The 17,879-nt window shown below is 36.3% G+C and carries 21 protein-coding genes; 17 read left to right on the forward strand and 4 right to left on the reverse strand.

Going from position 1 to position 17,879, the window contains the following annotated elements; all coding sequences use genetic code 11:
• The first annotated feature begins 132 nt into the window (after positions 1-132).
• Together sigK and DN410_RS15380 are read left to right on the forward strand one after the other, a co-directional pair.
• The gene (gene sigK / locus DN410_RS15375; RefSeq protein WP_000051382.1) at positions 133-846 is read left to right on the forward strand and encodes an RNA polymerase sporulation sigma factor SigK; all 714 of its coding nucleotides are present in this window, start codon (positions 133-135) and stop codon (positions 844-846) included.
• Between the two features lie 288 nt (positions 847-1,134).
• Positions 1,135-1,923: a phosphatidylserine decarboxylase gene (locus tag DN410_RS15380; protein ID WP_149177152.1), complete on the forward strand. Its 789-nt coding sequence runs from the start codon at positions 1,135-1,137 to the stop codon at positions 1,921-1,923.
• A gap of 180 nt (positions 1,924-2,103) precedes the next feature.
• On the opposite strand, the gene sda is transcribed toward DN410_RS15380, so the two are convergent.
• Positions 2,104-2,259, reverse strand: a complete 156-nt coding sequence (sda, locus tag DN410_RS15385; protein ID WP_140417369.1) for a sporulation histidine kinase inhibitor Sda — start codon at positions 2,257-2,259, stop codon at positions 2,104-2,106.
• 246 nt (positions 2,260-2,505) lie between these two features.
• Here sda and DN410_RS15390 point away from each other — a divergent pair, with 246 nt between their 5' ends.
• The 8 genes from DN410_RS15390 (at position 2,506) to DN410_RS15425 (ending at position 7,642) form a co-directional block, all read left to right on the forward strand.
• On the forward strand, positions 2,506-3,018 hold the full coding sequence (locus DN410_RS15390; protein ID WP_149177153.1) for a YqeG family HAD IIIA-type phosphatase: 513 nt from the start codon (positions 2,506-2,508) through the stop codon (positions 3,016-3,018).
• A gap of 3 nt (positions 3,019-3,021) precedes the next feature.
• Positions 3,022-4,128, forward strand: a complete 1,107-nt coding sequence (yqeH, locus tag DN410_RS15395) for a ribosome biogenesis GTPase YqeH (protein WP_000140807.1) — start codon at positions 3,022-3,024, stop codon at positions 4,126-4,128.
• Positions 4,129-4,143: 15 nt separating this feature from the next.
• A complete protein-coding gene (gene aroE, locus DN410_RS15400) occupies positions 4,144-4,977 on the forward strand; it encodes a shikimate dehydrogenase (RefSeq protein WP_149177154.1) in 834 nt (277 codons plus the stop codon).
• 5 nt (positions 4,978-4,982) lie between these two features.
• The gene (yhbY, locus tag DN410_RS15405; protein WP_000955224.1) at positions 4,983-5,276 is read left to right on the forward strand and encodes a ribosome assembly RNA-binding protein YhbY; all 294 of its coding nucleotides are present in this window, start codon (positions 4,983-4,985) and stop codon (positions 5,274-5,276) included.
• A 138-nt stretch (positions 5,277-5,414) separates the two neighbouring features.
• On the forward strand, positions 5,415-5,984 hold the full coding sequence (nadD, locus tag DN410_RS15410; protein WP_001226051.1) for a nicotinate-nucleotide adenylyltransferase: 570 nt from the start codon (positions 5,415-5,417) through the stop codon (positions 5,982-5,984).
• On the forward strand, positions 5,974-6,543 hold the full coding sequence (yqeK, locus tag DN410_RS15415) for a bis(5'-nucleosyl)-tetraphosphatase (symmetrical) YqeK (protein ID WP_149177155.1): 570 nt from the start codon (positions 5,974-5,976) through the stop codon (positions 6,541-6,543). The genes nadD and yqeK overlap by 11 nt, the downstream gene beginning before the upstream one ends.
• Entirely contained in the window at positions 6,540-6,896 is a 357-nt protein-coding gene (gene rsfS, locus DN410_RS15420) for a ribosome silencing factor (protein WP_000653203.1), read from the forward strand. The genes yqeK and rsfS overlap by 4 nt, the downstream gene beginning before the upstream one ends.
• Positions 6,893-7,642 (forward strand): class I SAM-dependent methyltransferase, encoded by a 750-nt coding sequence (locus DN410_RS15425; protein WP_071712962.1) that lies wholly within the window; start codon positions 6,893-6,895, stop codon positions 7,640-7,642. The genes rsfS and DN410_RS15425 overlap by 4 nt, the downstream gene beginning before the upstream one ends.
• Positions 7,643-7,813: 171 nt before the next feature.
• Here DN410_RS15425 and comER read toward each other — a convergent pair whose 3' ends face one another.
• Positions 7,814-8,641 (reverse strand): late competence protein ComER, encoded by an 828-nt coding sequence (gene comER, locus DN410_RS15430; protein ID WP_149177156.1) that lies wholly within the window; start codon positions 8,639-8,641, stop codon positions 7,814-7,816.
• A 77-nt stretch (positions 8,642-8,718) separates the two neighbouring features.
• On the opposite strand from comER, the gene DN410_RS15435 reads away from it, so the two are divergent.
• The 3 genes from DN410_RS15435 to DN410_RS15445 all read left to right on the forward strand — a co-directional run bounded on the left by DN410_RS15435 (position 8,719) and on the right by DN410_RS15445 (position 12,275).
• Positions 8,719-9,318 (forward strand): helix-hairpin-helix domain-containing protein, encoded by a 600-nt coding sequence (locus DN410_RS15435; protein WP_149177157.1) that lies wholly within the window; start codon positions 8,719-8,721, stop codon positions 9,316-9,318.
• Between the two features lie 63 nt (positions 9,319-9,381).
• Positions 9,382-9,939: a ComE operon protein 2 gene (locus tag DN410_RS15440; protein WP_149177158.1), complete on the forward strand. Its 558-nt coding sequence runs from the start codon at positions 9,382-9,384 to the stop codon at positions 9,937-9,939.
• 14 nt (positions 9,940-9,953) lie between these two features.
• Positions 9,954-12,275, forward strand: a complete 2,322-nt coding sequence (locus DN410_RS15445; protein ID WP_149177159.1) for a DNA internalization-related competence protein ComEC/Rec2 — start codon at positions 9,954-9,956, stop codon at positions 12,273-12,275.
• Between the two features lie 31 nt (positions 12,276-12,306).
• Here the strand turns inward: DN410_RS15445 and DN410_RS15450 are convergent, their stop codons facing one another.
• On the reverse strand, positions 12,307-12,441 hold the full coding sequence (locus DN410_RS15450) for a YqzM family protein (RefSeq protein WP_001058627.1): 135 nt from the start codon (positions 12,439-12,441) through the stop codon (positions 12,307-12,309).
• A gap of 346 nt (positions 12,442-12,787) precedes the next feature.
• Here DN410_RS15450 and holA point away from each other — a divergent pair, with 346 nt between their 5' ends.
• Positions 12,788-13,798 carry a DNA polymerase III subunit delta gene (gene holA / locus DN410_RS15455; protein WP_149177160.1) on the forward strand — a complete coding sequence of 337 codons (1,011 nt, stop codon included), beginning with the start codon at positions 12,788-12,790 and terminating at the stop codon, positions 13,796-13,798.
• A gap of 81 nt (positions 13,799-13,879) precedes the next feature.
• On the opposite strand, the gene rpsT is transcribed toward holA, so the two are convergent.
• Positions 13,880-14,137, reverse strand: a complete 258-nt coding sequence (rpsT, locus tag DN410_RS15460) for a 30S ribosomal protein S20 (RefSeq protein WP_001274014.1) — start codon at positions 14,135-14,137, stop codon at positions 13,880-13,882.
• A gap of 181 nt (positions 14,138-14,318) precedes the next feature.
• On the opposite strand from rpsT, the gene gpr reads away from it, so the two are divergent.
• From gpr to lepA, 3 genes are all read left to right on the forward strand, one after another.
• Positions 14,319-15,422: a GPR endopeptidase gene (gene gpr, locus DN410_RS15465; protein ID WP_149177161.1), complete on the forward strand. Its 1,104-nt coding sequence runs from the start codon at positions 14,319-14,321 to the stop codon at positions 15,420-15,422.
• Complete coding sequence (locus DN410_RS15470) at positions 15,419-15,784, forward strand: YqxA family protein (protein ID WP_149177162.1); 366 nt, start codon at positions 15,419-15,421, stop codon at positions 15,782-15,784. Before gpr ends, DN410_RS15470 begins: the two co-directional genes overlap by 4 nt.
• A 210-nt stretch (positions 15,785-15,994) precedes the next feature.
• Complete coding sequence (gene lepA, locus DN410_RS15475) at positions 15,995-17,818, forward strand: elongation factor 4 (protein ID WP_149177163.1); 1,824 nt, start codon at positions 15,995-15,997, stop codon at positions 17,816-17,818.
• Positions 17,819-17,879 lie beyond the last annotated feature (61 nt).

Here is a 17,879-nt window from a genome sequence, read left to right on the forward strand (position 1 = left end):
ATATGCAAGGTATGAAAGACTTATTTCGTTCGACAAAAAGCTAAGGATTCCATATTTATATCGTACAGACACAAATAACCTCACGCCCACATACACTTAGTAAAGACCACTATTTTGGCGGAGGTGAAAGGTTTGAGTCTATTCGCCGCAATTGGATATATGGTTCGAGAAGTATTTGTATTTGTTTCTTATGTGAAGAATAATGCTTTTCCGCAGCCGTTATCATCAGATGATGAGAGAAAGTACTTAGAGTTAATGGAGCAAGGTGATGCTCAAGCGAGAAATCTTTTAATTGAACATAATTTACGGCTTGTAGCTCATATCGTTAAAAAATTTGAAAACACGGGTGAAGATGCAGAAGATTTAATTTCAATTGGTACAATTGGGCTTATTAAAGCGATTGAGAGTTATTCAGCAGGAAAAGGAACAAAGCTCGCAACGTATGCAGCACGCTGTATTGAAAATGAAATTTTGATGCATTTACGTGTGCTGAAAAAAACGAAAAAAGACGTTTCACTTCATGATCCGATCGGGCAAGATAAAGAGGGGAATGAAATATCGCTTATTGATATATTAAAATCAGAGTCTGAAGATGTAATTGATATGATTCAGCTTAGTATGGAGTTAGAAAAGATTAAAGAGTATATCGATATTTTAGATGAACGAGAGAAAGAAGTAATCGTGAAGCGTTTTGGGCTTGGACTGGATAAAGAAAAAACGCAGCGGGAAATTGCTAAGGCACTTGGTATTTCAAGAAGCTACGTATCAAGAATTGAAAAGCGCGCCTTAATGAAAATGTTCCATGAATTTGTGCGAGCTGAGAAAGAGAAGAAAGCGAAAGAATAATATATATTACAAGCAGCCATATTTTAAAATTGGCTGCTTTTCTTTGTAAATAAGGAAAGAAAACGAGTTGTCATAAGAAGAAATGCATGTTCACTGTTGAAAATGAAGGATTCTATCTGTAATATTAGAAGGTGCTAAACAATTTAAGGATAATACCATACTTAGTTTTCTATATGTATAATGAGACAGCTCTATATGATATGTGGGAATAAGAACCAATTTTACATATGATATAGAAAGAAAAGAAGGGGAAACTAAAGTTATAGACTGATTAGGAGGTTTCGCAATTTGCGACGTACATTATATCGACTTATGATCGAACTTACAAATGGTCGCTTTACTTCTTATATATTACGTAAATTTGCACAATCTCGTTTGAGCTCTATCATTATTCCGTCATATGCGAAGGTTTTTCAACTTAATCAAGATGAGATGGAAAAGGGTTTGAAGGAATATAGAACATTGCATGAATTATTTACACGTAAGCTAAAAGAAGGAAAGCGTAGTATTGATACAGATGAACTGAGTATCGTTAGCCCTGTTGATGGTGTTTTTGCTGATCACGGTCCGATTGAGGACACAAAAACATTTAATATTAAAGGTAAGCGTTATTCAATTGTGGATATGCTAGGTAATGAAGAACGTGCAAAGCGATATGCAGGCGGTACATATATGGTTATTTATTTGAGCCCAAGTCATTATCATCGCATTCATAGCCCGCTTTCTGGTTCTGTGACTGAAAGATTTGTACTCGGTAGAAAATCGTATCCGGTAAATGCTGCGGGTATGGAATACGGGAAAGAACCACTGTCAAAAAATTATCGTTCTGTTACAGAAGTGAATAGCGATGGCGAGCATATGGCGCTTGTGAAAGTAGGTGCTATGTTTGTGAATAGTATTGAGCTTTTGCATGAAAGAAGTACTGTTCAAAAAGGTGAAGAAATGGCATACTTTACATTTGGTTCAACAGTTGTGTTATTGTTTGAAAAAGATATGATAGAAGTAGTGCAGGAATTGAAAAGTGGACAAGAACTTCGTCTTGGTGAAAAAATTGCTACTCGATTAGCTCATAAGTAAACATGTTATTACCATAAGTAAGCGTTATGGATGAAGGTGCTTAATGATGAAAACCCCCTAGATGGGAGTACTTGTTTATTCGAGAGCCATCGCAGGATGGCTCTTTTTACAGGTGCGGACTGATAATCAGTGAGGAATGGACAAAATCCCCACTGATTAAAGTTATCACTTTATATGTAATCAAGACGTTTTGACAAGCTTGTCCTCTAATGAGCGTCTAATAATTTCTTGTTTTATAAGTAAAATGAAGTCGGGATTTAATTTTAGTTCTTTTGCTTTATAATAAGACTCAGTGAGTAACTCAGTAGATAACTGTTCCATATGTTTTGTTTTCAAGGTGAGTCACCTCCTAATAATATAAGGATTGATTCGTTGTTGCATTTAATGTACCAAAAAAATATGACAGTCACAAATAAGGGGTTATCCACATACCTAGGTGGATAAAGTGTGTATAGATTGTTAGTAAATTCCAAATTGACTGAAAAATTAACGTGGAAAATGTGTACAATTTTATCCACAGGTTCTATATCGAAAAATGTTGTCGAAAAATTTTATGAAAACTCCTCAAAGAGGTGAAAGAAATTGAAGTTATTTTTACCAAATGAATATGTGAAAAATGTATATCATGTTCAACCAGAAGATTTGAAAAAACGTGGAATTAAAGGCGTTATTACAGATTTAGATAACACTTTAATTGAGTGGGATCGTCCAAATGCAACGCCACAACTTGAAGAGTGGTTTTTGAAAATGAAAGAGCAAGGCATTCAAGTAACGGTCGTTTCAAATAATAATGAACAACGTGTGAAAGACTTTGCTGATCCATTAGGTATTCCATTTATTCATAGCGCTCGTAAACCATTTGTTCGCGCATTTAAGCGTGCGATGCAAGAGATGAGTTTACAACCAGATGAAGTTGTAGTGATTGGGGATCAATTACTAACGGATGTGCTTGGTGGAAATCGAGTGGGACTTCATACAATTTTAGTTGTACCGGTAGCACAAACGGACGGGTTAGTGACGCGCTTTAATCGAAAAATTGAACGACGAATTATGAGAAATATGAAGAAAAAAGGTTTAATCAACTGGGAGGAATAAAGTTTGACTGAAACAATTAAATGTATTGGTTGCGGAGTAGAAATTCAAACAGAAAATAAAAATGAAGTGGGATATGCTCCTACTTCATCTTTAGAGAAAGAACAAGTGATTTGTCAACGTTGTTTTCGCTTGAAGCATTACAATGAAATTCAAGACGTATCATTAACGGACGATGACTTCCTACGTATTCTAAATGGAATTGGAAAATCGGATGCACTAGTAGTTAAGATTGTAGACATTTTTGATTTTAATGGTAGCTGGTTACCTGGTTTACATCGTTTCGTAGGAAATAATAAAGTATTACTTGTTGGAAATAAAGCGGATTTAATTCCTAAATCAGTAAAACATGATAAAGTAAAGCATTGGATGCGATATAGTGCAAAGCAGCTAGGATTAAAGCCAGAAGATGTCTTTTTAATTAGTGCAGCGAAGGGACAAGGGATTGCTGAGCTTGCGGATGCTATTGAGTATTATCGCGGTGGCAAAGATGTTTATGTTGTTGGATGTACAAATGTAGGGAAATCAACATTTATTAATCGTATGATTAAAGAATTCAGTGATGAGACTGAAAATGTAATTACAACATCTCATTTCCCAGGAACAACACTTGATTTAATTGATATTCCATTAGACGAAGAATCTTCTTTATATGATACACCAGGTATTATTAATCACCATCAAATGGCTCATTATGTGGGAAAACAAAGTTTAAAGCTTATTACACCAACAAAAGAAATTAAACCAATGGTGTTCCAATTAAATGAAGAACAAACGTTATTCTTTAGTGGGTTGGCACGTTTTGATTATGTAAGTGGTGGTCGTCGTGCGTTTACTTGTCACTTCTCAAATCGTTTAACAATTCATCGTACAAAGCTTGAGAAAGCAGACGAATTGTATAAAAATCATGCTGGGGATTTACTAAGCCCGCCAACACCAGAAGAATTAGCAAATATGCCAGAGCTAGTGAAATACGAGTTTAATATTCGTGAACCAAAAACGGATGTTGTATTTTCTGGATTAGGATGGGTTACTGTGAACGAACCAGGAGCAAAAATTGTTGCACACGTACCAAAAGGAGTAAGTGTTTCATTGCGTAAATCTTTAATTTAATATGGAGAGGGATTTATGAAACAATTATATGGTGTAATCGGAAATCCAATTGGACATTCATTATCACCCGTTATGCATAACGATGCATTTGAACACTTGAATATGGATGCCCATTATCATGCATTTCTTGTTGAAGAAGAAGTGCTAGGGGAAGCAGTAAGAGGTTTAAAAGCATTAGGTATTTCAGGATTTAATGTAACAACTCCGCACAAAGTTGCTATTATGGAATATTTGGATGAGATTGATCCATTAGCAATGCAAATCGGTGCAGTAAATACAGTGGTTCATAAAGACGGGAAATTAATTGGCTACAATACAGATGGAATTGGTTTTGTTCGAGCACTGCAATCCATTAGTAGTGAACCACTTCAAGGGAAACGTATTTTATTACTTGGCGCAGGTGGTGCTAGCCGAGCTATTTATTTTTCTCTTGCTGATATAGGTGTGAAAGAGATTGATGTAGCCAATCGTACAGTAGATAAGGCGGAAGAGCTTATTGCCGCATGTACGGCTCATGTTACCTCTGTTGCTTTATCGCTAGAAAAAGCAACAGAGGAATATGGGGATTATGATATTATCATTCAGACGACAACAATAGGTATGCATCCATACGTCGAACATACGCCATTACAAATTTGTTCGTTAAAAAAAGGAACGATTGTATCAGATATAATTTATAATCCATTTGAAACGAAAATTTTATGTGAGGCAAAAGCGCAAGGTGCAATTATTCAAAATGGCATTGATATGTTTGTTTATCAAGGGGCACTTGCATTTGAAATGTGGACAGGACGTGTACCAAATATTGAGAGAATGAAACAATTAGTTATAAAAAAGCTTGGAGGCTAACATATATGTTAACAGGAAAACAAAAAAGATTTTTACGTGCACAAGCACATCATTTAACACCAATTTTTCAAGTAGGAAAAGGCGGAGTAAATGAAAATATGATTAAACAAATCGCAGATACTTTAGAAGCTCGTGAGTTATTTAAAGTAAGTGTGCTACAAAACTGTGAATTCGATCGCCGTGAAGTTGCAGAAGAACTTGCAAAAGGTGCACGTGCTGAAATCGTTCAAGTAATTGGAAGCACAATTGTGTTATACAAAGAATCAAGAGAAAATAAACAAATTAAGCTTCCTCGATAAAAAAGGTTAGCATGCGCTATTTTATCGCTGGTGCGTAATGATGTAGAGAGCGAAACCAATTGAACTTTTATTAACAGTGAACTCTCTTCGGATAGGAATGAAGAGAGTTACTGTATGTAAAAGGAAGGGGCGTTTCTTTTGAGAAAAATTGGCATCATTGGCGGTACATTTGATCCGCCTCATTATGGGCATTTACTAATTGCGAATGAAGTGTATCACGCTTTGAATCTGGAGGAGGTATGGTTCTTACCAAACCAAATTCCACCGCATAAACAAGGGCGAAATATTACAAGTGTAGAAAGTCGCTTACATATGTTAGAGCTTGCGACTGAGGAAGAAACACACTTTTCTATTTGTTTAGAAGAGCTAAATAGGAAGGGCCCATCTTATACATATGACACTATGTTACAATTGACGAAGAAGTATCCGGATGTGCAGTTTCACTTTATTATTGGTGGAGATATGGTTGAGTATTTACCGAAATGGTATAACATTGAAGCGTTACTCGATCTAGTTACGTTTGTTGGTGTTGCAAGACCTGGTTATACATTGCATACGCCTTATAATATCACTACGGTGGAAATTCCGGAGTTTGCAGTTTCTTCATCTTTATTACGTGAGAGATATAAAGAGAAGAAAACATGTAAATATTTACTTCCTGAAAAAGTACAGGTATATATCGAGAGGAATGGGTTGTATGAATCGTGAGAATGCACTTCATATTGTCAAACAACAAATGCATGAAAAACGTTATATACACACAATTGGTGTAATGGAGACAGCGATTGAGCTCGCTAAATTATACGGTGTGGATGAGAAGAAAGCAGAAGTGGCAGCTATATTCCATGATTATGCGAAATGTAGAGCAATTTCAGAGATGGAAGAGATTATTAAACGTGAAGATTTGCCGAAAGATCTACTTTGTTATAACAAAGAGTTATGGCATGCACCTGTTGGGGCATACTTAGTAGAAAAAGAAGTAGGCATTACGGATCCTGAAATCCTGCAAGCTATTACATATCATACAAGTGGTCATGAGAAAATGACGATGTTAGATAAAGTGATTTATGTAGCTGATTACATTGAGCCTGGGCGAAAGTTTCCAGGGGTGGAAGAAGCTCGTAAACTCGCATATACAGATATAAATCAAGCTTTATTATTTGCGTTAAAGCGAACAATTCAATTTTTAATGGAAAAAGATCAAACGATTTATCCATTAACATTCCAAACATATAATGCAGTTATCAAGGAGGAAATTATTAAATGAAAGATAAAGATTTATTAGTATTAGCAGCGAAAGCAGCTGATGATAAGAGAGCAGAAGATATGGTTGTCCTAAATATGCAAGGTATTTCACCAATTGCAGATTATTTCATTATTTGTCACGGTAACTCAGATAAACAAGTGCAAGCAATTGCGCGTGAAATTAAATCAAAAGCACACGAGTTCCAAATCGACGTACAACGTATGGAAGGTTTTGACGAAGCGCGCTGGGTATTAGTTGATCTTGGAGATGTAGTTGCTCATGTATTCCATAAGGATGAGCGTAATCACTATAATTTAGAACGTCTATGGGGCGATGTGCCACGTGAAGATATTACAGACGAGCTAGACCAATGAAATACGAACAATTTGCATTGTTGTACGACGAACTAATGAATGATGTCCCTTATGAAAAGTGGGTAGAATTCACAGAGGAAAGCCTGCAGCAAGCGGATATGAAAGAGGCAAAGATTCTTGACGTAGCATGCGGTACTGGTAATGTAACCCTTCCGCTCGTACAAAAGGGTTACGATTTAATCGGTGTCGATCTTTCGGAAGAAATGTTAACAGTCGCTCAGCAAAAGTTAGGAGGAGAGGGATACTTTATTCCTTTTTACCAACAAGACATGCGAGAGCTTGATGTTCCAGGTGAATTCGATTGCGTAACCATCTTTTGTGATTCATTAAATTATGTATTGCAAGAAGAGGGAGTACAAGAAACGTTTAGAAGAGTGTTCCACCATTTACGTCAAGATGGTTTGTTTTTATTTGATGTACATTCTTTATATAAAATACATCATGTATTTCAAAATGAAACATACACAGTGAATGGAGAAGAAATATCTCTTATTTGGAATTGCTTCCCCGGTGAAGAATCAAATAGTGTAGAGCATGATTTAACATTCTTTGTTCAAGATCCAGAAGAAGATGTGTACCATCGTTTTGACGAATGTCACGTGCAACGTGCATATCAGGTTGAAGAGTTGACGAAATGGCTTGAAGAGGCTGGTTTCACAGTGCTTCGCGTGACGGGTGACTTTGAGAGACTTGAAGTTACAGAACAAACAGAGCGTATTTTCTTCATGGCGAAGAAAAACGGGTAAAACAAAAGCAACCGAGAAGGTTGCTTTTGTTTTATAAAGAAGATGTAATTTTTGATTTAGAATTATACGGAAATGATCTGTATAAAGTGTGAAAATACTTGTGTAAGTGGACGTGTAGTATAAAAAAGCAAGTATTTATAAAAAGGATTTGGAATGATAGTGACGTATTTATTATGTGTGTTTATTGAATTGCTGATCAACGCATTTTAAATCCTCATCAAATTTCTCGTGTGTCCGTTCGATTAATTTATGAAACATATCCCCAACATGTTCTTCTAAAACACGAATACCTTCTCCTGTAACGCCGCCTTTCACACATACCTTTTCTTGTAAAGTAGGTAGTGTGAAAATCTCTTTTTCAAGTAATTTCCCCATTCCAACGACCATTTCACTTACTAAAGTAGTGGCTTCTTCATGTGTAATATTTGTTTTATCTACAGCAGCGTTAATAAAACATTGTAATAAATAACTAAAAAATGCAGGGCCGCAGCTTGCTATATCAGATGAAACGCGCGTTATATCTTCTTCTATTACAAGGGGAGTGGAAATATTTTTGAATAGACGTAGTAGTTTTTGTTGCCACTCTTCAGAGCATTTACTTCCGAATGTAAATAGTGATGCACCAGATAAGGCGCGATTTGTAATGCTCGGAATAATACGTGCGACGTGGCATGGTACAAGTGTCTCTAATTGTGATGGAGATATCGGACTTGTGATAGAAACTAAGCACTTTTCATCAGAAAAATGTTCAGCATATTTTTGTAGGATAGGGTAAATATCTATCGGTTTTACACAAATAAAAATAAGATGTGACCGTTCAATTACTTCATCAATAGTTTTGGCTATATGAACAGAAGGGTATTTTTCTTTTATATGATATGCTTTGGCGGGCGTTCGATTAATGATTGTAAGGCACGAAGGTTTGACAGCACGGGTTTCTAAAAATGCATCGATTAGTATATTCCCCATGTTTCCTGTCCCTATAATTCCTATGTTCAATGTTTCATCCCTCCTTCGTAACAGCTTTCTCCTAAACAATATGAATGATGTTATAAATTTATGATTAGAGGTGTAAAATGATGTGGGATTTTCCGAAAAAGTGGTTGGGATTAGTAGCTATTATTGGTATTGTACCTTTTCTATTTTTCTGGAAAACGAACCAGCATACAGAGCAATCAGTCATTGCAACGGATGTTCAAACGAAAGATATAGAGAAAAAAAGTAAACCGAAAATATCGGATGCAAAGGAACAGAAAAAAATAATTGTAATTGATTTGAAAGGAGCGGTTAGTAAAGAAGGGGTATATGAAATGAAGGAAGGGGACCGGGTAAAGGATGTAGTTCAAAAGGCTGGTGGTTTTTTGCCAGAGGTAGATATGAAAAAAGTAAATTTGGCACAAATTGTACAAGATCAAATGATCCTTTATATACCGAGTAAAGATGAAACGGGGCAGGGAACTGCTATTCCTTCTAGGGAAGAAGGTAAGATTCAAATAAATTCAGCATCGAAAGAGCAACTTGAAAAAATCACGGGTATTGGCTCTCGAAAAGCAGAAAGTATTTTGAAATATCGAGAGGAACATGGTCCGTTTCAAAAGATAGAAGATTTATTAGAGATTGATGGGATTGGGGCGAAGTCTCTGGAGAAAATAAAAGATCAAATTATTATTCCGTAAAAGATTGACGAAGTTTTTCTTCATTCGCTACACTACAAGTAGACAAAAAAGTAGGTGAAGAATATGGAACGAATTTCATGGGATCAATATTTTATGACACAAAGCCATCTGTTATCTTTACGTAGTACATGTACAAGGTTGGCAGTAGGGGCGACAATCGTTCGTGATAAACGAATTATCGCTGGTGGATATAATGGTTCAATTAAAGGTGGCGTACATTGTATAGATGATGGATGCTACGTGATTGATAATCATTGTGTTCGCACAATTCATGCTGAAATGAATGCTTTGTTACAATGTGCAAAGTTTGGTGTGAAAACAGAGGAAGCGGAAATTTATGTTACGCATTTCCCTTGTTTACAATGCTGTAAGGCGATTATTCAAAGTGGTATTACAGCGGTTTATTATGCGCAGGATTATAAAAACCATCCGTATGCCGTAGAGTTATTTGAAAAAGCGAATGTCACAGTGAAGCACGTTCCGCTAGAATATGATATTGCAGCATTAGAAGAACAAAAACGTCATATGGAGTTAAAAGAACTATTTGCATCTTTAGAAAAAGAGAACTTATCAATGGAAGAATTACAACATGTATTCACACAAGCGAAAATGATGCTATAAGGAGTGAGTATGAGTTGCATGGACAATGGGGCTATGTTGCAATCTCATTTGTGATGGGGATTGCAACTACCTTTTCCACGTCGGCTTTGTTGATTATTTGTTGTCTAGCTTCCTACGTTTTATTCTGTTTATATCGAACTTCCCGTAAAACCTTCCTTTTATGCGTTATAGCGTGTTTTAGCGGCGCTATGCACACTTCCTATGTTCAAGAAGAAAACAGGCCTCTAGGAGAGTCCTACGATGTTACAAGAGGAGTGATACAAAACACACCTCTTATTAATGGTGATCGTCTATCATTTCAAGTTGAAGATCAAAATAAAAATATAGTGCAGTTAAGTTACAAAATTAAATCATCCTTGGAAAAGAAACAATTGCAACAATTATATGCAGGGGTATCATGTGTATTCAAAGGTGAGAGGAAAGAACCACAAACAGCCAGAAATTTTCACGGTTTTAATTACCGTGATTATTTATATGAGCAAAATATTCATTTCATATTTGATGCTACAAATATTTCTGAATGTCATAAAACATCATTATCACTGATGCAATGGATCCTGCTTTTGAGGCAGCAAGCAATTTCCAAAGTTACTGAAATGTTCCCAGAACAATCAGGTGCTTTTATGAATGCATTGTTATTTGGTGATAGACAACAAATGACGTTTGAAGTTGAAGAGCAATATCAACAATTTGGACTTGTACATTTATTGGCAATTTCAGGTTCGCATATTGTATTGTTAATGGTGATCGTGTACTTTATTTTGCTGAGGAGTGGTGTGACGAGAGAGGTAGCAACCGTATGTCTTATCGTATGCCTTCCTTTGTATATGATTTTAGCAGGGGCGTCACCTTCTGTTATAAGGGCTTCTATAACAGGGGTTTTATTGCTGATCGCTTTCATGTGCTCTATTCGTATATCTAGCTTAGATGCTTTAAGTGTAACGGCTATATGTATGCTTATATATGATCCGTATCTTGTTTTTAATATTGGATTTCAGTTTTCTTTTGTAGGCAGTTTTGCTTTACTTTTATCTGCTCCGTTATTACTAGGGAGTAGCAACGGAGTAATCCGAAACTCGATTTACATTTCTATTATTTCACAGCTCGTTAGTACGCCAATTTTGTTATATCATTTCGGTTATTTTTCTCCATATAGTATTCTCCTCAATCTCCTATACGTTCCGTTTTTATCTATAATTGTATTACCGTGTAGTATTATTATTCTGATTTGTATGCCGATTATCCCGTTTCTCGCAAAAGGACTTGCGAATGTACTTTCAGTAGGTTTAAGTATTTCTAATGATTTTCTAAGTTACTGTGAAAGTTTACCATTTACCCGGCTTGTTTTTGGACAAACATCTATACTTCTTGTAGCTGTATATTTTGTAATTATTGTTAGTATATTGATAGTTTTGGAAAGGGGAATGCCAAAAAGGATTGTGCCCATAGGTGTGGGTGTATTTCTTTGCGTTTGTACGTGTCATTATGCCTATCCATATTTTCGTGAAAGTGGCAGCGTTACATTTATTGATGTTGGACAAGGTGATGCAATCTTAATTCGCCTTCCGTATGATAAGGGTGTTTATCTTATTGACACAGGTGGAACACTTCAACTCAATAAAGAAGAATGGCAACGGAAAAAACATGAATTTTCGATTGGAAAAGATATTTTAATCCCTTTTTTACAAAAAGAAGGCATCAAAACAATTGATAAATTAATCGTAACGCATGGAGATGCGGATCATATAGGTGCTGCGCAAGATTTATTGTCATATGTAACTGTAAAGGAAGTTGTATTTGGCTGGAAAGAACAAGATGCAATATTAGAAAAAGTATTAAAGAAAAAGGCGTTAGAAAAGAATGTGAAAATAAGTGAAGTGGCGGAAGGGGAAAGCTGGAGTGTAAATGGAGCGGAGTTTTTTGTGCTAGCTCCAAATGGAAAGAAATCTAATGAAAATGATTCCTCAATTGTAATATGGGCGAAATTTGGAGGGGTAACGTGGTTGTTTACAGGAGATTTAGAAGAGGGTGGAGAGAATCGTTTAGTATCAAACTATCCTGCATTGCGAGCGGATGTATTAAAAGTTGCTCATCATGGGAGTAATACGTCATCTATATCCTCTTTTTTAAGCCTTATACAGCCTAGTGTAGCGATTATTTCTGTAGGAGAACGTAATAAATATGGGCACCCGCATAAGGAAGTTATAGAGCGTTTTGAGAAGATGGGTATTGAAATATGGCGCACAGATCAACAAGGTGCTATTTCTTATGTTTTTAAAGGGGGAAATGGAACCTTTAAAAGTAAAATCACATATGATGAAACACATACTAGATGAAAAAGAGAAGACTGCCATGAAGTGGCAGTCTTTAGGAACCAATAAATTTAATAACTGTGGCAATAATGAAAAGTGTTGCGAAAAAACCAAATGAGACGATAAATCCTACCCCTGAATCAATAGCGTCATTACGTTTGCTTTGAACATTTTGTTCAAAATTATTCATTTAGAATCCCTCCCCAACATTCCACTTTAGTATAAAATATTGTCAGAAAAAAATCTACAATTTCCATGTGAAGAGAAATAGAGTATTTTTACTACTTTTAGTTCGCTAAGTAACGTGAGTTTTTTATTTCCAAGCATGTTAACAGTTGGCACTTATACTCGGATTTTTATTGTGAACAATAAAGGGAAGGTGATTACCGCACACCAATAAGAAACCCGGGGCTTATTGCGTGGCGTTTAATATAAATAAAGGGACGGGTTATAAAGCCTGTTCCTTTGTACTTGTAAAACAAAAGCTAGGGCATTAGTATAAATATATATTGCCAAGTTAGGGAGTAGGAAAAAGTATGAGTGATATACATAAAAAAATTAAAAAGAAACAGTTTGCTCCGTTGTATTTACTGTATGGAACGGAAGCATTTTTTATAAATGAAACGATTAAGCTTATTACAACAGAAGCGCTTGAAGAGGAAGACCGGGAGTTTAATGTTGTGACATATGATTTGGAAGAGGCTTATTTAGAAGATGTGATTGAAGATGCGCGTACACTTCCCTTTTTCGGAGAACGTAAAGTGTTATTAATAAAATCACCATTATTTTTAACTTCGCAAAAGGAAAAGTTAGAACAAAATATAAAAATTTTAGAAGAATATATTGGGGAGCCTTCTCCATTTTCTATTCTTGTTTTTGTTGCGCCTTACGAAAAACTTGATGAACGAAAAAAAATTACAAAACTATTAAAGAAAACAGCAGATATAGTAGAAGCGAATGCGATGCAAGTGCAGGATGTTCAGAAATGGATTGTCGCTCGTGCAGATGAAGTGCATGTGCATATTGATAATGCAGCTGTTAGTTTGTTGTTAGAGCTTGTGGGAAGTAATGTAACGATGTTGGCGAAGGAAATGGACAAGTTAACGTTATACGTTGGTATGGGCGGAGAGATTACACCGAAGCTTGTTGCGGAACTTGTGCCAAAATCAGTAGAACAAAATGTGTTTGCTTTAACGGAAAAAGTGGTAAAAAAAGATATCGCGGGTGCGATGGAAATATTAGATGGGTTATTTACGCAACAGGAAGAACCGATTAAACTGCTTGCGTTGTTAGTGAGTCAATTCCGCTTGCTACATCAAGTGAAAGAGTTACAACAGCGCGGTTATGGACAAAATCAAATCGCGTCTCATATCGGTGTACATCCGTATCGTGTAAAGTTAGCGATGAATCAAACGAAGTTTTTCTCTTTTGAAGAATTAAAAAAAGTGATTATAGAATTAGCGGAAGCTGATTATAGTATGAAAACGGGGAAAATGGATAAGAAACTTGTGCTTGAGTTTTTCTTAATGCGGTTAAATCATATGTGATGAAACGAAAAGTTCACGTGCTTAGCACGTGAACTTTTTGTATATAAAAAAACGATCCAAATGGATCGTTTTTTAAACGCCTTACGCGTTTACTTGTTTCGCTAAGCGAGATTTTTGACGAGCTGCAGCGTTTTGGTGGATAAGACCTTTACGAGCTGCTTTGTCAAGTTTTTTAGAAGCAGTTTTGAAAGCTTCTTTAGCATTTTCAAGATCGTTATTAGTAACTAAAGCTTCTACAGTTTTAACAGCAGAACGCATGTCAGACTTGATAGAAGCGTTATGTGAACGACGCTCTTCGCTAAGTTTAGCGCGTTTGATAGCAGATTTGATGTTTGCCATACTTTTCACCTCCCTGGTGCAATCGAATGACTCGATTCTTAACATAGAACAAGTGATATTCTATCAAACGGTGAAGAGAATTGCAATAGTATATCAATGAAATTTCACGTAAAGGAAAGAATGACCTTATATAACTTTGGGAAATCTAACGATATTTACTATGAATTACGGAGGAGATACGATGAAAGAACCATTAGATTTAAGTAAATATAGCGTTAGAACTGACCTTGCTGTAGAGGCGCATCAAATGTTGCAAGAGCGCCAAGAAGAACAAAATGGAATACAAGGAGTTATTGTAAAAGAGAGGGAAGAAGAAGGTGTTACCATTACGAAGGTAACGATTGATGAAGTTGCCTCTGAATCGATGGGGAAAAAACCTGGAAATTATTTAACGCTTGAAGTGCAAGGTATACGTCAACAAGATACGGAACTGCAACAAAAAGTAGAGCGTATTTTTGCAAAAGAATTTTCTTATTTTTTAGAAGAAGTTGGCGTTACGAAAGAAGCGAGTTGTTTAATCGTCGGTCTTGGGAATTGGAATGTAACGCCAGATGCACTTGGGCCGATAGTTGTAGAAAATGTATTGGTAACGAGACATTTGTTTCAATTGCAGCCTGAAAGTGTGGAAGAAGGATTTAGGCCTGTTAGTGCAATCAGGCCGGGTGTAATGGGGATTACGGGGATTGAAACAAGCGATGTTATTTATGGAATCATTGAGAAGACAAAGCCGGACTTTGTCATTGCAATCGATGCATTAGCTGCTCGTTCTATTGAAAGGGTCAATAGTACGATACAAATTTCTGATACAGGAATTCATCCAGGGTCTGGTGTTGGGAATAAACGTAAGGAACTTAGTAAAGAAACGTTAGGTATTCCTGTTATTGCAATTGGTGTTCCAACTGTAGTTGATGCCGTTTCAATTACAAGCGATACAATTGATTTTATTTTGAAGCATTTTGGAAGAGAAATGAAAGAGGGGCATAAGCCGTCACGATCTTTATTACCTGCGGGATTTTCATTTGGAGAAAAGAAAAAACTAGCAGAAGAGGATATGCCGGATGAAAAGAGCCGGAATATGTTTTTAGGTGCTGTTGGTACGTTGGAAGATGAAGAGAAGAGGAAATTAATTTATGAGGTGCTATCTCCTCTTGGTCATAATTTAATGGTGACTCCAAAAGAGGTAGATGCCTTTATAGAGGATATGGCAAATGTAATAGCGAGTGGTTTAAATGCAGCGTTGCATCATCAAATTGACCAAGATAATACAGGGGCATATACACATTGATGGGAAGAGACGATAACAGTTTAAGTCGTTTTACACTTTTGTGTATATGTAGTACATCCTTATGCTTACTTATGATGATAGCGGGGGTGGCGCTTGCTAATCATGGTTTGAAAAGTATGAAAGGCTATCAGCAGCTGTCGTACGAACAAATAGCTCATATGACAGGGACGGAAGGTGAGGCTGCTGAATCAGAAATTTTGGGAAGTTCGTTTTCAACTGTTGAAAAACAAAAACAATTAGAAAGTTTAAGAAGTTTTAATGTCGTAGAAGGAATGGGTATGGCAATAGCGAGTGTTACTTATGAAATGACAAAGTTTGGGACAGATATAGTTGTCGGGAAAGTAAAAGAAATTTTTAGTTAAGAGTCAAACGGAGGACGGTTGTTTTACATATTTGTAAGACAGCCGTTTTTTAATTTGAAAAAGGTTTGTCTCTTATGGTTTGTTCGCATAAGATATAGATAGAATGATTTGTATTGTAAGCAGCACGAGTTTTCATTGAATCTTTGCTGCTCTATTGATATAATCAGTGCTAGTGTATATTGGCGAGACTATTAGGAGTTGAGAACATAGATGAACAAAGAAGAAAGAGCAAAAAGACAGTCCAAAATCCGTAATTTCTCTATCATTGCTCATATTGACCACGGAAAGTCAACGTTAGCAGACCGTATTTTAGAGAAAACAAACGCGTTAACACAACGTGAAATGAAAGCTCAATTGCTTGACTCTATGGATTTAGAGCGTGAGCGTGGTATTACAATTAAATTAAACGCAGTACAATTAAACTATACAGCAAAAGACGGTGAAGAGTATATTCTTCACTTAATTGATACACCAGGACACGTCGACTTTACGTACGAAGTATCTCGTAGTTTAGCGGCTTGTGAAGGCGCGATTCTTGTAGTAGATGCAGCGCAAGGTATTGAAGCACAAACGTTAGCAAACGTATACTTAGCGCTTGATAATAATTTAGAAATTTTACCAGTTATTAACAAAATAGACTTACCAAGTGCAGACCCAGAACGTGTGCGCCAAGAGGTAGAAGATGTAATTGGTTTAGATGCATCAGAAGCAGTACTTGCTTCAGCAAAAGCTGGAATCGGTATTGAAGAAATTTTAGAACAAATCGTTGAAAAAGTACCAGCTCCGGCGGGTAATTCGGAAGATCCGTTACAATGTATGATTTTCGACTCTTTATATGACCCATACCGCGGTGTAATTGCTTACATCCGTGTTGTAAATGGAACGGTAAAAGTTGGCGATAAAGTACGTATGATGGCAACGGGTAAAGAATTTGAAGTAACAGAAGTAGGTGTATTTACACCGAAAACAACGCAGCGTGAAGAATTAACGGTAGGAGATGTAGGTTTCTTAGCAGCGTCGATTAAAAACGTTGGAGACACACGCGTTGGTGATACGATTACACATGCGAAACGTCCAGCTGCAGAGCCGTTAGCAGGATATCGTAAATTAAACCCAATGGTATTCTGTGGTTTATATCCGATTGATTCTGCGCGTTATAACGACTTACGTGATGCGTTAGAAAAATTAGAGTTAAACGATTCTGCCCTTGAGTTTGAACCAGAAACATCTCAAGCGTTAGGATTTGGTTTCCGTTGTGGTTTCTTAGGACTTCTTCACATGGAAATCATTCAAGAACGTATTGAACGTGAATTTAAGATTGATTTAATTACAACAGCACCAAGTGTTATTTATAAAGTTTATTTAACAAACGGTGAAGATGTTATTGTTGATAACCCATCTAATATGCCAGATCCACAGTCTATCGATCGTGTAGAGGAGCCATTTGTTAAGGCTTCAATTATGGTTCCGAATGACTATGTTGGAGCTGTAATGGAAATTTGCCAAGGGAAACGTGGAACGTTCATTGATATGCAATATTTAGATGAAACACGTGTTACGTTAACGTATGAAATCCCATTATCGGAAATCGTATATGATTTCTTCGATCAGTTGAAATCAAATACGAAAGGGTATGCATCATTTGACTATGAGTTAATTGGTTATAAACCATCTAAACTTGTGAAAATGGATATTCTTTTAAATAATGAACAAGTTGATGCTTTATCATTTATCGTACACCGTGATTCAGCGTATGACCGTGGTAAAGTAATTGTAGAGAAATTAAAAGAATTAATTCCGAGACAACAGTTCGAAGTGCCAATTCAGGCGACTATCGGAAACAAAGTTGTAGCGCGTTCTACAATTAAGGCGATGCGTAAAAACGTACTTGCGAAATGTTACGGCGGTGACATTTCTCGTAAGCGTAAACTTCTTGATAAGCAAAAAGAAGGTAAAAAACGTATGAAGTCTGTTGGTTCTGTAGAAGTACCGCAAGAGGCATTCATGGCTGTACTGAAAATGGATGACAACTAATATTTGAAGTGAAAAAAGAAGTCGTTTATGCGGCTTCTTTTTTCTGTATAATTACTTTTTA

It is taken from the genome of Bacillus sp. SH5-2 (assembly GCF_008368905.1).
Taxonomy (GTDB): domain Bacteria; phylum Bacillota; class Bacilli; order Bacillales; family Bacillaceae_G; genus Bacillus_A; species Bacillus_A luti.

Excerpts from the sequence above, each read along its gene's own strand:
- aroE (WP_149177154.1), top strand. The coding sequence starts at position 4,144 with ATGAAACAATTATATGGTGTAATCGGAAATCCAATTGGACATTCATTA.
- yhbY (WP_000955224.1), top strand. The coding sequence starts at position 4,983 with ATGTTAACAGGAAAACAAAAAAGATTTTTACGTGCACAAGCACATCAT.
- yqeK (WP_149177155.1), top strand. The coding sequence starts at position 5,974 with ATGAATCGTGAGAATGCACTTCATATTGTCAAACAACAAATGCATGAA.
- rsfS (WP_000653203.1), top strand. The coding sequence starts at position 6,540 with ATGAAAGATAAAGATTTATTAGTATTAGCAGCGAAAGCAGCTGATGAT.
- DN410_RS15425 (WP_071712962.1), top strand. The coding sequence starts at position 6,893 with ATGAAATACGAACAATTTGCATTGTTGTACGACGAACTAATGAATGAT.
- DN410_RS15435 (WP_149177157.1), top strand. The coding sequence starts at position 8,719 with ATGATGTGGGATTTTCCGAAAAAGTGGTTGGGATTAGTAGCTATTATT.
- DN410_RS15440 (WP_149177158.1), top strand. The coding sequence starts at position 9,382 with ATGGAACGAATTTCATGGGATCAATATTTTATGACACAAAGCCATCTG.
- DN410_RS15450 (WP_001058627.1), bottom strand. The coding sequence starts at position 12,441 with ATGAATAATTTTGAACAAAATGTTCAAAGCAAACGTAATGACGCTATT.
- holA (WP_149177160.1), top strand. The coding sequence starts at position 12,788 with ATGAGTGATATACATAAAAAAATTAAAAAGAAACAGTTTGCTCCGTTG.
- rpsT (WP_001274014.1), bottom strand. The coding sequence starts at position 14,137 with ATGGCAAACATCAAATCTGCTATCAAACGCGCTAAACTTAGCGAAGAG.
- gpr (WP_149177161.1), top strand. The coding sequence starts at position 14,319 with ATGAAAGAACCATTAGATTTAAGTAAATATAGCGTTAGAACTGACCTT.
- lepA (WP_149177163.1), top strand. The coding sequence starts at position 15,995 with ATGAACAAAGAAGAAAGAGCAAAAAGACAGTCCAAAATCCGTAATTTC.